This is a genomic window from Demequina sediminis, assembly GCF_039545075.1.
GTDB lineage: Bacteria > Actinomycetota > Actinomycetes > Actinomycetales > Demequinaceae > Demequina > Demequina sediminis.
The window spans coordinates 1-13,589 of sequence record NZ_BAABRR010000019.1; the positions used below are offsets into that span (position 1 = coordinate 1).

At 66.5% G+C, this 13,589-nt stretch carries 16 protein-coding genes; 8 read left to right on the top strand and 8 right to left on the bottom strand.

Annotated elements, in window-relative coordinates:
• Positions 1-920 precede the first annotated feature (920 nt).
• Positions 921-1,466 (top strand): hypothetical protein, encoded by a 546-nt coding sequence (locus ABEA62_RS12430; protein WP_345380386.1) that lies wholly within the window; start codon positions 921-923, stop codon positions 1,464-1,466.
• A 48-nt stretch (positions 1,467-1,514) separates the two neighbouring features.
• On the top strand, positions 1,515-1,688 hold the full coding sequence (locus ABEA62_RS12435; protein ID WP_286216078.1) for a hypothetical protein: 174 nt from the start codon (positions 1,515-1,517) through the stop codon (positions 1,686-1,688).
• A gap of 98 nt (positions 1,689-1,786) precedes the next feature.
• Here the strand turns inward: ABEA62_RS12435 and ABEA62_RS12440 are convergent, their stop codons facing one another.
• Complete coding sequence (locus ABEA62_RS12440) at positions 1,787-2,218, bottom strand: single-stranded DNA-binding protein (protein ID WP_286216077.1); 432 nt, start codon at positions 2,216-2,218, stop codon at positions 1,787-1,789.
• Positions 2,219-2,407: 189 nt separating this feature from the next.
• Here ABEA62_RS12440 and ABEA62_RS12445 point away from each other — a divergent pair, with 189 nt between their 5' ends.
• Together ABEA62_RS12445 and ABEA62_RS12450 are read left to right on the top strand one after the other, a co-directional pair.
• Entirely contained in the window at positions 2,408-3,271 is an 864-nt protein-coding gene (locus tag ABEA62_RS12445) for a GIY-YIG nuclease family protein (protein ID WP_286216076.1), read from the top strand.
• Positions 3,272-3,349: 78 nt separating this feature from the next.
• The gene (locus ABEA62_RS12450; RefSeq protein WP_345380390.1) at positions 3,350-3,679 is read left to right on the top strand and encodes a hypothetical protein; all 330 of its coding nucleotides are present in this window, start codon (positions 3,350-3,352) and stop codon (positions 3,677-3,679) included.
• A gap of 12 nt (positions 3,680-3,691) precedes the next feature.
• Here ABEA62_RS12450 and ABEA62_RS12455 read toward each other — a convergent pair whose 3' ends face one another.
• The 4 genes from ABEA62_RS12455 to ABEA62_RS12470 all read right to left on the bottom strand — a co-directional run bounded on the left by ABEA62_RS12455 (position 3,692) and on the right by ABEA62_RS12470 (position 7,895).
• A complete protein-coding gene (locus ABEA62_RS12455) occupies positions 3,692-4,261 on the bottom strand; it encodes a hypothetical protein (protein ID WP_425558046.1) in 570 nt (189 codons plus the stop codon).
• 10 nt (positions 4,262-4,271) lie between these two features.
• Positions 4,272-4,697: a single-stranded DNA-binding protein gene (locus tag ABEA62_RS12460; protein WP_286216075.1), complete on the bottom strand. Its 426-nt coding sequence runs from the start codon at positions 4,695-4,697 to the stop codon at positions 4,272-4,274.
• Positions 4,698-5,044: 347 nt separating this feature from the next.
• A complete protein-coding gene (locus ABEA62_RS12465) occupies positions 5,045-6,190 on the bottom strand; it encodes an SPFH domain-containing protein (RefSeq protein WP_345380392.1) in 1,146 nt (381 codons plus the stop codon).
• 787 nt (positions 6,191-6,977) lie between these two features.
• On the bottom strand, positions 6,978-7,895 hold the full coding sequence (locus ABEA62_RS12470; RefSeq protein WP_286216071.1) for a hypothetical protein: 918 nt from the start codon (positions 7,893-7,895) through the stop codon (positions 6,978-6,980).
• A gap of 148 nt (positions 7,896-8,043) precedes the next feature.
• Between ABEA62_RS12470 and ABEA62_RS12475 the strand changes: the two genes are divergently transcribed.
• The 4 genes from ABEA62_RS12475 to ABEA62_RS12490 all read left to right on the top strand — a co-directional run bounded on the left by ABEA62_RS12475 (position 8,044) and on the right by ABEA62_RS12490 (position 10,679).
• Complete coding sequence (locus ABEA62_RS12475; protein ID WP_286216070.1) at positions 8,044-8,385, top strand: YkvA family protein; 342 nt, start codon at positions 8,044-8,046, stop codon at positions 8,383-8,385.
• Positions 8,386-8,445: 60 nt separating this feature from the next.
• Complete coding sequence (locus ABEA62_RS12480) at positions 8,446-9,174, top strand: hypothetical protein (RefSeq protein ID WP_345380395.1); 729 nt, start codon at positions 8,446-8,448, stop codon at positions 9,172-9,174.
• A gap of 110 nt (positions 9,175-9,284) precedes the next feature.
• Complete coding sequence (locus ABEA62_RS12485; RefSeq protein ID WP_286216068.1) at positions 9,285-9,803, top strand: hypothetical protein; 519 nt, start codon at positions 9,285-9,287, stop codon at positions 9,801-9,803.
• A gap of 180 nt (positions 9,804-9,983) precedes the next feature.
• On the top strand, positions 9,984-10,679 hold the full coding sequence (locus tag ABEA62_RS12490; protein ID WP_286216066.1) for a DUF6308 family protein: 696 nt from the start codon (positions 9,984-9,986) through the stop codon (positions 10,677-10,679).
• On the opposite strand, the gene ABEA62_RS12495 is transcribed toward ABEA62_RS12490, so the two are convergent.
• The 3 genes from ABEA62_RS12495 to ABEA62_RS12505 all read right to left on the bottom strand — a co-directional run bounded on the left by ABEA62_RS12495 (position 10,680) and on the right by ABEA62_RS12505 (position 13,378).
• The gene (locus ABEA62_RS12495) at positions 10,680-11,258 is read right to left on the bottom strand and encodes a hypothetical protein (protein WP_345380398.1); all 579 of its coding nucleotides are present in this window, start codon (positions 11,256-11,258) and stop codon (positions 10,680-10,682) included.
• Positions 11,259-11,528: 270 nt separating this feature from the next.
• Positions 11,529-12,920 carry a type IV secretory system conjugative DNA transfer family protein gene (locus ABEA62_RS12500; RefSeq protein WP_286216062.1) on the bottom strand — a complete coding sequence of 464 codons (1,392 nt, stop codon included), beginning with the start codon at positions 12,918-12,920 and terminating at the stop codon, positions 11,529-11,531.
• Positions 12,917-13,378, bottom strand: coding sequence for a hypothetical protein (locus ABEA62_RS12505; RefSeq protein ID WP_286216061.1), 462 nt, complete (start codon positions 13,376-13,378; stop codon positions 12,917-12,919). Before ABEA62_RS12505 ends, ABEA62_RS12500 begins: the two co-directional genes overlap by 4 nt.
• Between the last annotated feature and the right edge of the window lie 211 nt (positions 13,379-13,589).

Sequence of the window (13,589 nt, forward strand, 5' to 3'; positions counted from 1 at the left end):
TCCTGGCACAACTCGTCCTTGAACTCCTGGCTGAAACGCCGTCGTGATGCAGTCATCCTGCAGATCTCTCTTTCAGTAGCACCCTCAGTTTAAGAGGGCCCACCGTCCGAAATCCCTAGGCCGCCCACCACTGACATCGGACACTGTCAGCCCGACGTGTAGCAGACGGGAAGGTCCTGGAAACCTAAGGGTTTCCAGGACCTTTCTGTTTCGTGGGACTTGGTCCGGGTGTCAGGCGCTCATCACTTTGGACTAGTGGCCGCGCCTCCCGGCGGCCGCGCTGCTGCAGGCCCGCGATGGTGGCGGTCGGTTTCGGTAGTCCTGGGTGCGCGCTCTGCGCATATGCGGCATGAGCGCCGAAAACCGCACCGTGGACAACGACTAGGGCCTGGAGCCGCTGCTCGATGTAAGCGAGCTGGCCGCGAACCCGGGGCGTTCCGGTCTCCACCGTGTACGACTGGCGGACTCGGGGCGTCGGGCCGCGCGGCTACCCCTTCGGCAAGCGCCTGAAGTTCTCGGTGTCGGACGTGCGCCTCTGGGTCGAGCACCAGCGCGATGCGTCTCCTGCGGAGGGGCGGTGACACCGTGGCGCGCGCGCGGCTGACCATCGGTACCTTCGGCGACATCGCCCACTTCGAGGCGCCCCGTGGGCGTGTGGTCGCGCGGACCCGCTACCGCGACTGGGACGGCAAGAATCGTCTCGTGCAGACGACTGCCAAGACGCATAGCCAGGCGGAGCAGGCGTTGAAGGCCAGGCTCGCCAACCGGAGCCTGTTTCAGCCCGCCAGCTCGGTCCTTCCGCCCGACAGTCCCCTTCCGGACCTGGTGGCTCACTGGCTCGAGGATCTCGCGCTCGAGGAGCGGACTTCGAAGCGCACCTTGGAGCTGTACGAGTGGGACATGCGCAGACTGTCCTGCCGGTGTTCGAGGGCCTCACGTTGCGGGAGATCGGCGTCGCCCGTTGCGACCAGTACCTCAAGGTTCTCGCGAACCGGAGTTTCAGTCGCGCCAAGCATGTCCGGGTGGAACTCCGGCTCGCGCTCGAGCTGGCCGTGCGGCACGTGGTGCTGCCACGCAATCCGATGGCGCACGTCTCACCGCTGCGGAGCCCTGCATCGATGCCGAATGCGCTCACGGCCACCGAGGTGAACGCGGTGCGCGCGGCGGTCGCCTCCTGGGAGATGGGTGGCTCGTGCTCAGGGCCCCGGCCGGACGGGCAGCTCGGCGCGATCATTGAGTTGATGCTCGGTGCCTCCGCGCGCGTCGGCGAGGTCCTGGCCATCCGTCGCCGCGATGTCGACGTCACGAGCACGACGCGGTCGATCCGCATCGCCGGGACCATCGTCAGTCTCCATGGTGAGCCGACGAAGCGGCAGGACCACCCGAAGACGGTGAAGTCGGTGAGGACCGTGGCGATCCCGTCGTTGACTGCCGAGGCGGTACGGCGCCGGCTGGCGCGATTGTAGGACCACTCGCTCGACGCGCTGCTGTTCTGCACGCGTGACGGGACGCCGTTGACCACCAACAACGTGCGCTGGCAGTTCCGGATGGTTCTCGAACGTGCGGGCATCACGGGAGTCATGCCGCACATGTGCCGACGGACCGTCGCGACCGCGATCAATGACGAGGGTGGCGTGGAGCTAGCGGCGGAGCTGCTCGGGTACACGGACCCGAGAATCACGATATAGCCCTACATCAAGCCGCCCGAGATGGTGAATCCGGCGACGGCGGCGATGCTCGACCGGGTATTCGCGAAGGACGAGTAATTGCCGACGCGCCGGGGCCGTCACGCCGTCAGGGTCGGGGGAGCGGGCTGGGTGGCCATCTCCTCGGGCGTGGCCGACGGCTCCTGCCTGGTGCGACGCGCGCGTTCGACGGTGTAGCTCGTGCGGGCGACGTCCTGTCCGATCCTCGTGGCGATGAACTCCTCCGTGTCGGTCTGGACGCCGTCACTGCCGACGCGGGTGAACCTGCGGATGCGTCCCTCGGCGATGAACCGATCGCCCTTGGCGAGGTGCTCGGCGGCTCGCTCTGCGGTGCGGCCGAAGACGATCAGGTCATGGAACGTCGGCTCGAGCGGGGTGAACGAGCCGCCTTCGCCGCGGTGGAAGTGCTCTTGGCCGACGCGGACGTAGAGGCGCGCGTCGCTCCGCTCGGTGGTCGTGAGGGCCGGCTCGCTCACGATGAATCCGGACAGTGATGTGCGGGTGCGGAACATGACGCCGCCCTCCTTCATGATCGTCGGCGTCGTGGTGACGCCTGTACCGGTCAGGTGCGCGACTAAGGCCCGGAGACGTCGTGCCGCAGGTGCACGCGTCCGCCGCGTCGACGGTTTGCGCCGCACCCCGTCAGCGCGTCGGCCCAAAGGCAGGGTCGATCGTCAGACCCGGCCTCTAAGGTGACGTTCATGACTGGGGAACCGAATGAAGCTTCACATGCATGGCAGGGAAAGCTGACGCTGGGAGACGTCCTTGCCAGCGCCGGAATCGACCTCGCAGACGTGCTCGTGATCAGGCACACCTTCAAGGCCGAGGGCCTGGCGTCTCCGAACGACGCGACGGCTGAAGCCGTGATCGCCTACACGCGCCGCCAGGGCGCCGGCGGTGGCAAGTTCCCCAAGAATCCGCCGCGCTGGTGGCTTGTGTTCCTCGCCGACGGCGGGCATCGGACCCGCTTCTACGGTGCGTACGAGAACCTGGGCGAATCCGTCGAGGAGCGCAACGCGATCGACCGCTTCTACAACCTCGTGAAGTCGGACCTGCTCGCCAAGCTCGATCGACGGCTTGTGGTCGAGTGGTCCCAGGACTTCATCAACTGGGTCAAACCCGGGGTCTCGGCATCGTCCTTCCCCGTGGTGGAGATCTCCGACCCCGACGCGGTTCCGTTTCCCGGGTTCGACCGCGTCGCGGTCACCTACGCAGAGCTCCAGGACGTCGTGAACGACGCTCGATACGACTCATGGCGCACGGCACTCGGGGCAGTGCAGGGGATCTATTTGATCGCCGATCGGAGCACCGGGAAGCTCTACGTCGGCAAGGCCGATGGCTCTCAGCGGATCCTGGGTCGGTGGCGGCAGTACGCGGACTCGGGACATGGCGGCAACGTCGCCTTGCGCGACGCGCTCGGCGTCGACCCGGAACGGGCGCAGCACTTCACCTGGAGCCTGCTGCGGGTGTTCGGATCGAACACCACCCCCGACGAGGTCGACGCCGCCGAGTCGCATTTCAAGGAGACGTTGTTGACTCGCAAGTACGGCTTCAACCGCAACTGAAGTGTCCCAACGCCGCGCAGCGTATTCAGTGGCTCGCGCCCCGCGCCCTGGATTTCTTGAACCCTTTGGAGCCTGATCGTGAGCATTGGCGAGTTGTTCGATCCCGAGCCGCAGCAGTGGGGCCTCCGCGGTGATCCAATGCTGTGGCGTGAGCTCAAGTCCGTACTCGCGGGTCAACCTCTTCCCCCCGATCTCGAAGCGTTGGCGACGATCATCGAAGAGGCCGCAAGCGAACTCGTCGGTGCTCCGCTTCTCGGTCAGCCCGATGACCGAAAGGTCGAGCGCTTCGTGCAGGAGTCCGGTATGAGCACCGGATGGGTCAGCGCAGACTGGTGGAACGGTGATGGGATGCGCCTTCTGCGCGAGCGATTCGCATCTCGCACCGGTGCCGCAGGAACTGGCCCGTAGGTCTGCAGAGGCCTACGCCGCCGCGATCGCGGCGATGAGCGCGTCTTCCCGAGCGCGGCGCCCCGCGACGTCGGCGTCGACGAAGGCGGCGAAGTCTGCGTCGCGGTCCGCGATGACGACTTCAGTCGCTAACTCTCGGAGTGGCGCGCCGGGCCATGCGGCTACGCGGGTTGGGCGGTCGCGATCGAGTTTCGTTCCGCAGTCGGCTGTCCAGTTCCTCAGGCGGACGGACGCGTCGTGGAAGTCGCGATGCCATCCCAGAGGTGCGGACCCGTGCTGCTGCGGGTCGTACGCGCACAACCAGTGAAGGTGCAACGCGGACAGTTCCCAGACGAGGTCCCAGTGCCTGTGCCAGAACGGCGGCAACGTCGTGGGCCCGAGCCCGTATGTGTCGCGCAGCCACTTCACCCACCCGTCCAGCTCGTTCCACTCGAAGCGCGCGTTGGTGGACGTGAGAAGGTTCCAGTTCAATGGACGCGGCGGTTCCATCGCCGACTCGTCAGCGCGCGAGTGCGGGTCCCCACCCGCCACGAGATCGGGCTCGTCTTCGAGCGGTACCTGGAAGTCGTCCTCGCGCGTCACCGTAAGCTCCTCACAGGCTGACCGGTCGCACCGCCGCCGCCGGCGCCGGGGCAGCGGGCTCGACGGCCTTGATGCGGCGACGTTCGCGATCAACGGCGTATGCGGTTCGCGCGGAGTCGTGACCGAGTCGCTTGGCGACGAACTCCTCACCTGCGAGGGTCTGCTTGTCGCGCTCGAACGTGAAGTTCCGAACGTAGCCCTCGGCGACAAACGCGTCGCCCTTGGCGAACATCTGGAACGCACGCTCGGCTGTGCGGCGGAACATCACCAAGTCGTGGAATGTCGTCTCGCCCTGGGTAAATGACCCGTCGGTGTTGCGCTCGAAGTGCTCCTGGGCGACGCGCACGTAGAACCTCGCCTCGCCCTTGGAGTTGAACGAGAGCTGCGGGTCGGACGCGATGAACCCCGACAAGGACTCCTGCGTCTTGATCGCCATGGCGTGCTCCTGCCTGTCAGGCGGCCGAGCCGGCCGCGCGCTACAGCACAGGTGCACTCGGCGTCCCCGGCGGAGTGGGACTGCGCAACCATGCATCGGTGGGCGGCTCTTCCACAGAGCTGGTGCTTCCTCCGATCGTTCACCCGAACGGGGAATCTGTGCGAGCGCGACGCTAGAAGCTCCGTTCCGTGACGACCGTCTAGCCCACTACTTCGGCGTCGCGTCTTTGGTCGGTCCCTGAAGCGGAGACCGCAGAACTAGCAAGCCCCTGTGGCTCGTTCGCGCAAACGGCGTGCCTGGCGGTCGCTGTAACGAGGACAGACACTCGTCGCCCTGTGCATCAAATCTCAGAGGCCAAGCACTTCTTTCTTCTTCGCCTCGAACTCCTCCGCGGTGAGGATGCCTGCGTCGACCAGGTCCTTCAGCTTCTTGACCATCTCGATCTGTTCGTCAAGTGACATCCGTGGCGTCGACGCCGTAGGTGTTGCCGCCGGCGCCTGCGGCGCAGCGGTCATCGGGTTGATGGCCTGAGCGAGGTTCATGCCGAGGAGCATTCCGCCGCCGTCGCCGAACCCGTGGTCCTCGATGCCCTGGGCGACCTTCTGCTGTGCCGAGACGTTGGAGGCGTGCTGCGAGACTCCTTCGTACGCCGAGAGGTTCATCTTGTTGGTGGAGAACCGCTTGACCAACTCGCGCGACTCGGGGGAGAACTCGATGCTCTCGATGCCGACCTGAACGACGTCGAGCCCATAGCGCGTAATCCAAGAGCCCAAGGTGGAGTTGTCGTCCGCGATGAGCTCTGCGATTGCCGTGGACTGTGAAGGGAGCTCGGAGATCCGGTAGGTCGCCGAGAGGGAGTTCACGGCGGCGATGAACGCCTGGATGAACTCCGAAGCGATCTGTTGCCGTGCCTCGATGCTGTCGAAGGCGTAGTGCCGTGCGTTCGCCGGGAGGAAGTTCCGTACGAAAGCAACTGGGTCCACCACGCGCAGCGAGAATGTCCCGAAGGCGAGGAGTTCCAGGTCGGTCCCATAGAACTTGTCGTGGTACACCACAGGCCCACGCGTGCCGAACTTCAGTCCTCGGATCTCCCGTAGATTGACGAATACGAGATACTTCTGATCTGAGGTTTGGCCTCCATAGCCGATTCGACTGGCGGCCTGCTTCAAGAGGGAAGCCGACAGCCCGTCGCGGTTGAAGATGCTCGCCTGGCCTGACCGATACTCGTAGCCACCGGGTTCCGTGATGATGTCCTCGATGCCGGCCTGGCTGAAGACGAACGCTGCCGTGTTCTCGGGGACGAAGAATTTCGAACCGTTGGAGATCACGTCGGCAGAGCCGTTGAAGTTCACGCCGCGGCCGTTGTTGGACCGTTGGTAGATCCCGGGGGCGACGACGGTGTGCTCGCTGAACTGGCCGGCGGTGATGATGTCCTTCCACTGGTCAGCGAACGTGCCTTGTACGGCACCGGTGAAAGCTTGGATGATTCCCACGTCTACCCCTCTATCGCGCGTGAACACGTGCTACGTCGGGTTGTGGCGCGCTCGTGCCGAGATGGCTCGGGAGTTCGCTCACAGAAATGCTGCAACAGTTGCCTCGCTTCCCGACGAGAGGCCCGAGCCTGACGTCAGCGTCATCGAACAGGGCCATAGCCCCCGGTTCCACGTTGCACTCGGCCGCCATGCCGTCCTCGCTCCCTCAGCGCCTGCACGTAGCCCAAATCATAGGGGCCCCATGGAGCGCCATTCGGGACTCCGTTGCTTAATCTATGCACCTCGTGCACATGGTGAGAGCCGTTCCTGAGACGAGGCTGTGCCGCAGCCGACTGTCGAGAGTTGCATTTGGCCTGGTCCGCAGGTGGGCCTCGATGCGCGGTTCTGAAGTCGCGCTCTAGCCCGATGTCTCAGCGGCGTCGCGCGGCGCCTTGAGGGGTCCTCGTCTCGTACCAACTGTGCACTTGCCTGGCGAGCACGGGACCGCGGTCAGCCGCACCGATACGTGACCTGCGTCCGCGACGATCATGGCTAGGGGGTCCTCCGTGCTCCTGGCTTTGCGCGCCGCCGGGCCGCCACGGACTCCCGGTCGGGTGTTGGTGCGGCAGGTCGGTGGTCGGAGAGCGCCCCATCGCGCGGCCAATGTGCGAGCGCCTTGGGGCTGTGGACCGGTAGTCCGCCGCCTGTGAGATCCACTGCCACACCGCGGGTGTTCTCGTTAGCCGAGTATCGCCCGTGGTCTCGCTCGGCGGGGCGGTGGTGCGTATGCGCAGCGCGGGCTCGGTGGCTACCTGGACTTCGCGGTTCGATTGGCCTTGGGCATCCAGTCGGGTCGGATTGTGAAGATGTGTTCGAGGTACTCCGGCGGATTGGGTGTCGCCCGGTACCACTCGGGGGCACGACCGCGGGCGCTGCGCTGGTAGGCCGTGGTCCCCGACACGATCGCCGCGGCCATCGCGGCCGGCGCTGCGAGAAGCGGTGCCGGGATGGCCAGTGTGCCGAGGCTCAGCCCGACGCCGCCGCCGACGAGCTTCTTGGCTGCGCCCTTGCCGGCCAAGTCGTTGAATGAGGCGTCGCGCTCTGCCTTGACCGCCTGGGTGTCCTTGACCACGGTTGCGATGCTGTCGCGGTTGCGTCCAACGGCGAAGTCCTTGAAGCTGCCCCAGTCGAGTGGCCCCCAGAGTGCCTCATACATCTCGTGCATCTGACTGATCGTGAAGTACTTCGGCAGTAGGGATACGACTGCAGGGGTTTCCTCGAGAGCCTGCCGCCAGTAGTCGCGAACGGAGTCTCGAACCTCGCTGGCCAGCTCGGCCGCGACCTCGCCCCAAGCGAGATTCACCCACGAAGCCTCTTCGGTGGGGATCTCGGGCACCGACACGGGCCAGGCGACCGTGTACACGAGCTGGACGGGCGAGGCGGGGTCGGTCGTTTCGATGAAGCCGACGTGGTCGACCTTTGCCGTTCGCGGCATGCTCTGGCCGAGGAGCTCCCGGTAGGCGGCCTGTGCCAGATCAGTGGCGACGCTCCGCGGCGTCGCCTCGGATGCAACTGGGCCGCGGAGCCAATCCCCGTCGCGCACGTGAGCGAGGAGAGCGGCGCGACCGGGGGTGACGACGCCGTCCAACCAGTTCGGCGGCTCAGGTGACTCGAAGTACCCCGCGACGGGGACGACGAGCACTTCGAGACGATTCTCGATTTTCATGTTGACACCCCTCCAGCACGGTGTTACTTTTTCGGCATCGCCAGAAAATAAGTGATCTGACAATGCGGTACCAGCCAAGAGTAGCACTCGCTTCGACTGGGCCGGAAGGAAAAAGCCTCGTATGAGGCGTCAAGAGGGGATACCTGCCATGACCGTCACCGCCGCCACTCCGAACTTCGAGTTCAACCGCGCCAATGAGAACCTCGTCCAGAAGCTGCTGGGCAAGATGAGCCGCGAGTTCCTCACCCTGTTCCGCCTGGCCAAGGCCGTCCACAACAAGGACTACGCCCTCGCCACGCCGCAGATCGCCGCCCTCCTCGGCGGGCTCGGCTACGTCGTGTCGCCCATCGACCTGGTCCCTGATCTGCTTCCGTTCGGGCTGACCGACGACGCCGCCGTCGTCACGGGAGTCGTGGCCGTGCTCGGCAGCGAGCTCGTCGCATTCCGCGAGTGGGAGCGCGCCAACCACGACGGAAAGTACAAGGGCTAGACGACAGGCCCGCGAGGCCAATCGCGGGCGCATCGCACAACACTGGGGGGAACCAACGCCATGACCGTCACCACCGCCACGACGCCGACCAACACATCGCTCCTGCTCAAGGCGCTCGACCGGGCCCTCACCGCCCAGCAGCCGCTAGCGGCGGCACACGTCGCCCTCATGCGCCGCCGTCGACCCGACGCGACTCCCGGGCAGGTCATCGCCTCACTCGAGCGCCAGTACATCTCGTCACTGTCGGCCAGCGGCGCCGCCGTCGGCGCCACCGCCGCCGTCCCCGGCGTCGGCACTGCGACCGCAGTCGCACTCACCGCCGGCGAAACGCTCACCGCCATCGAACAAGGCGTGCTCCTCGCGCTCGCGATCGCCGAAGTCCACGACATCCGTATCGACGACATCGAACGCCGCCGCACTCTCGTCCTGGCGATGATGCTAGGCGAGAGCGGACCCAAGCTGGTCCAAAAGATGGCTGGCCGCACCGGCGCCCACCTGGGTCGCAAGGTGACCAACTCGATCCCGATCGAGACCATCCGCGCCATCAACAAGGTCCTCGGCCACAACTTCGTGACCCGCTACGGCACCAAGCAGGGCATCGTCGTCATCGGCCGCATCGCACCCCTCGGGATCGGCGCCGCGATCGGCGGAGCTGGCAACGGCCTCATGGCCTGGGGAGTCACCAAGGGAGCCCGTGCCGCCTTCGGTCCCGCCCCTCGCGCCTGGATTCGCGCCACACCCGCACCCAGCCGGGCGACCGCCTCAGGCTTCGCGATGGCCGTCGTCTAGGCGCCGCTCGCCAGCCCCACGCGCCGCCGACTCACACCACTGTCGGTCGCGGCGCGCACCGCCTCTGAACGAAGCTGGACGACCCCGCGACTGAAAGGAAGGGCCACGCCATGCAAATCCACGTCACCGCCGATGAACTGCGGTCCCTGGCACGAGCGCAGAACAAAGACATCCTCGATCTCCGCGCCAACTCGCATGACCAACTCGAGATCGAGATCGACAACGAGATTACCGAGGTGCTCGGCCGACCCCTGCGGGCTCGGGCCGTCGCCACCATCCGCGACCATCGCATCGACAACGGAACCTGGCGCGCCACCGTCGCCGTCGCACACACCAGCGGAATCCCGGTTCCTACCCCGATCATCAACGGCAAGATCCAAGACAAGCTCCGAGACCTGCCACTGCCCGACGGCACCCTCGTCCTCACCCCCAAGAACGCCCTCGACTTCACCCTCGAGATCGACCTCGGCACTTGCCTGCGCTCGAGCCTCGGCCTTGAGGGCAGGGTGTCCTCCGTGAAGTTCGGACCTACGACCACGATCGAGATCGAGGTCAACGTCCCCGCGCGCCGCCGCAAAGCGCGGTCAGATAGCGAGCGGTCAGGCGCGGCAACGACGGTCTCCGCGTAGCGATCGCGGCGGAGAGCCGGCGTCGCCCGCACGGCCCGGCCTCCGCATCGACCGGACGTTCGCAGGTCCGCGATCCACTGTCCAGGTGTCAGCGCGGTCGATGTCGGCGGTCTGCGGCAAGCCCGTGCCTAACGGGCCGGCCACGATAGCGTTCACGCACGTCCGATCTGGAGGCCCCGCATGTTCCTCGAGCTCTCTGAGCCGTCATCCACGCCCACCGCCGGCGAGTACGCGGCCGCTCGCGAGACCACGCTCTCCGCGCTAGCCGCGAACAAGCTCACCGCGTACTACCGGGCATCCGGGGACTATGCGGGAACAACGTTTCGCACGCTGGGCGTGAACGCCGGCGACCACGTTGGACCTGACGACCTGAGCGCGATCACGCTCCTCGGAGTCGACGTCTCGCCCAGAGGCGTGCGGACGCTGCAGGGAGACAACCCGCTCAGCGACGCGGTCCGCGCCACGCTGTCCGCGATCGCGCCCGGCGCGGACCTTCGCACCGCGACCGCAAGTGACCTCAACGCAGCTTGGGAGCTGCATGCTGCGATCAAGGCCGCGATCGCCGACCCGACGACCAAGGGTGACTCGAACCCCTGGGTAACCGCGGCGAAGATCTCTGCCCGCAAGCGCCCCAGCCTCATCCCCGTGCGGGACCGTGTCGTCGGCAACCTCCTGGGCGACCGGGCGCTCCAGTCCGCATTCGTGTATTGGCAGCTCATGCGCGCGCTTCTGCTCGATGCCGAAGTCGTCGGGGCGCTAGACGGCGCGCGCGCGCGGATTGCTGCCGACGCCGCAGGTGACCTTCAGAACGACTTCGGACGCGAACCTGACCTGCGCATCCTTGACGCTGCCCTTTGGGTTCGTGCCGCGCGCTAGCTAGGTTAAGTCGAGAGGCAACGCGCTGAGGCAGTAGTCACACTTCTTGGCGCTACCGACGATGATGTCGTTCGATCCTCCGCAGGACGTGCAACGTACGGTCGCCTTGCGCGAATTCTTCGGAACGTGACTCCTGCGCACGAGCCGTTGACCCTGGTAGTCGATGTAGAGGTCGCTCGCCATGCCAGAGCTGATCAGAGCTTCAAGGTCGCGATAGACCTTCGCCCGGCTGGTGTTGGTGATCTCCACCAATTGCCGGATCTCGATTGACTCGACCCCGTCGGTGACTGTCAGGTACTTCTGCATCCGGGACTGCGCGCCAAGCAGCCTCAATGCCATGACCACCGCCGTTGCTGCAGCGATGAAGAGCGTGATGCTGATGAATAGATAGGGGAGCCGCTCGCTGAGCGGCACCTCGGTGGTCTTCTTCCACCACAGGGCGCCGGACGACTTCTCGGTCTCCGAGTACGCGACGATGAAGATGAGCGCAAACCCGCCAGCCATCATGCCGACAGCGAGCATGCCCCGCGCTACCTGCTTGTGCAGCTTGACGGGTACCCGTGAGAGAACTCCGGCCACCTCAGTACCCCCTCGTGGCGAACGTAACGCGCCGTGCACATGCTGCCCGGCTCACGCGTCTGCATCGTAGCAACGGGTATTGACATCGCCAGCCATTAGAGGGTCGAACCGAAATCGTGCGGCAGAGGCCTGGGCGAGCGCTTCGAGTGCGCGCCTGGCATCTTCCGGGCGAGTGGAGGTGCGAGTACTACTCAAGTGGGCGCTGAAGCCACGGCGCAGCCTGGCGCGCCCACTGGTAACCCCGACGGACCTCACTTGCCGTGCAGCGCGCTACTCGTCGGCGGATGTCGCCATACGAGTGGCGGCGGCTTTGGGCCCGACCCTGAGGAGATCCTCGACAGCTGCCCGATCTGACTTCAAGGTCCTAGCGTCCCGCCGCGCCGTCCACTCCCGCATCCGCGTGATGATCGGCGGTGCATTCCGCAGCAACACCAGCGAGGTGCCGTAAGGCAGGGTGCGGATGATGTTGGGCGGCATGACCGCGAGGCGCCGGATCGAACGCTGGTTGGCGCGCGAGCCCCGGTCGCCGTAGGTGATGGAGTCCGTCATTTCGTCCCGTTCGCCGATCAGTGTCGAAAGCTCCTGGAGGTCACTGGAGCTCGACGCGCCGCCGAGGATGACCTTGGCGATGGACGCGTCGGAGATCGCGGTCGCAGCGTCCCGGCCCCACCGGTCGCGCGCTTGTGCCATGGACTGCAGCACGGGCATCGTGGTGATACCGGTGCCGCCGCCCTCGGCCATGAGGACTGGGAGTGACGGCAGAGGAGCGAGGTTCCCGATCTCGTCCAGCGCCATGAGCAGAGGCGGGTCGAGGCGCGCGCCTGGGGAGCGGGCGGCCATCTTGCGCGCGGTCTCGACGAGGTCCTCGAGGAGCGCGGCGACCAACGCGGACGATGCGCCGGCGCCCGCGCCGGTGGCGAGCAAGTACAGCGTGCCGGACTCGCGCAGGAACGCTTCGGGGTCGAAGTCTTCGTCCTCTCCCGGGCTGACGGCGTCGAGCACCCGGGGGTCGGCGAGCGCGCCGAGCGCGAGGGAGACGCCTTGCCAGATGGAGTCGCGGGTGCGCGGGTCGGATTCCGTCGTGGCTTGGAGCAGGTCGCCCCATGCGGGCGCCGCGGCGACGGCGGTGTGCTCGCCCTTCGGGTCGCCGGGCACGTACACGCGCCGCCCGAAGGCGATCGAGCGCGTGTACAGGCTCCTGGCGAGCGACGACTTGCCGGAGCCGACGATGCCGGCCAGCACGATGTTCGGCGCGGTGATGATCCCGCGTGAGTACAGCACCCACGGGTCGTAGACGAAGGAGGACCCGGAGAACAGGTCGGCGCCAATGAATACCCCGTGCGAGCCGAAGCCGCCCTCGGCCATGAACGGATAGGCGCCCTGGAGCGTGGCCGAGGTGTCCTGGTGCCTCGGGAGGTGAAGCCTTCCTGGCGTGCGGAGTGCGGCTGTTCGCGCCTCGCCCGAGGACGGCAGGTAGGTGGTCGCTTTCTGCCGGGCGCGCTCCGCCTCCCACTCCGTCTTGGCGAACGCCTCCTTGGTCCGCCGGTCGACTGCCGTGAGCTGCGCGGCTGCCCGGCGCCGAGCCTTGCGATCCCGCCGACGTTCCTTCGCTGGTCCGAGCAGCACCGACGTGTGCAGCTTGTCCTTCTCGGTCTGGCTCACAGCGAAATCCCCTGCGACTTTTCGGCGGCCTGGTCGGGTCGGGCGAACGGGTCAGACGGGCCGAAGCGCGGCGCGAGGCGGTCGCTCACAGGCACGATGGGCCGGAACGGCGTGGTGTCCCACGCGATGCGGCCTGAATGCTGAGACGCCTGGTCCACCGCGAGCTCGGCCCGTGCCACGAGCCGAGAGGCTCGCTCCAACCCTCGAGCCGCAGCGAACGCCTCCTCGACGCCGGTCCAGTGCTCCCCGTCGTCAGTGAAGGCGAACTCCTCGTGCCGCGTGTGCGCCGAGGCGACCTGGTCGAGCACCTGGTGCAACGACCGCAGCCCGCCGAGCAACTCGCCCACCACTGCGTACGTCTGCGAGGGGCTCGCAAAGCTTCGGGTCGCATGCGCCAACGCCCGAAGTGCCTGCCGTGCTTCCTCGGCGTCGGCGAGCGGGTCCTCGAACGTCGGCATGCCGCACCTCCAGTCATGGTGACGGAGAGGTACACGCGCCGTCCCCGCAAGGAGCCTGCCCATCAAGCGTTGCCGTGGTGGTAATCAGGTGGGCGCCTGCCGTTCGTGCGAATTGCAGCGACACGCAATGCGAGAGCTCAACTGGGTCGACGCATCTCCCGGTACCGTCATTCCTGTACGATTGTCCAAGTCCAAATGAGGGGGGTGCGAT

Coding starts and splice junctions, on each gene's coding strand:
- ABEA62_RS12440 (WP_286216077.1), bottom strand. CDS start 2,218: ATGTTCCGCACCCGCACATCACTGTCCGGATTCATCGTGAGCGAGCCG.
- ABEA62_RS12445 (WP_286216076.1), top strand. CDS start 2,408: ATGACTGGGGAACCGAATGAAGCTTCACATGCATGGCAGGGAAAGCTG.
- ABEA62_RS12460 (WP_286216075.1), bottom strand. CDS start 4,697: ATGGCGATCAAGACGCAGGAGTCCTTGTCGGGGTTCATCGCGTCCGAC.
- ABEA62_RS12470 (WP_286216071.1), bottom strand. CDS start 7,895: ATGAAAATCGAGAATCGTCTCGAAGTGCTCGTCGTCCCCGTCGCGGGG.
- ABEA62_RS12475 (WP_286216070.1), top strand. CDS start 8,044: ATGACCGTCACCGCCGCCACTCCGAACTTCGAGTTCAACCGCGCCAAT.
- ABEA62_RS12480 (WP_345380395.1), top strand. CDS start 8,446: ATGACCGTCACCACCGCCACGACGCCGACCAACACATCGCTCCTGCTC.
- ABEA62_RS12485 (WP_286216068.1), top strand. CDS start 9,285: ATGCAAATCCACGTCACCGCCGATGAACTGCGGTCCCTGGCACGAGCG.
- ABEA62_RS12490 (WP_286216066.1), top strand. CDS start 9,984: ATGTTCCTCGAGCTCTCTGAGCCGTCATCCACGCCCACCGCCGGCGAG.
- ABEA62_RS12505 (WP_286216061.1), bottom strand. CDS start 13,378: ATGCCGACGTTCGAGGACCCGCTCGCCGACGCCGAGGAAGCACGGCAG.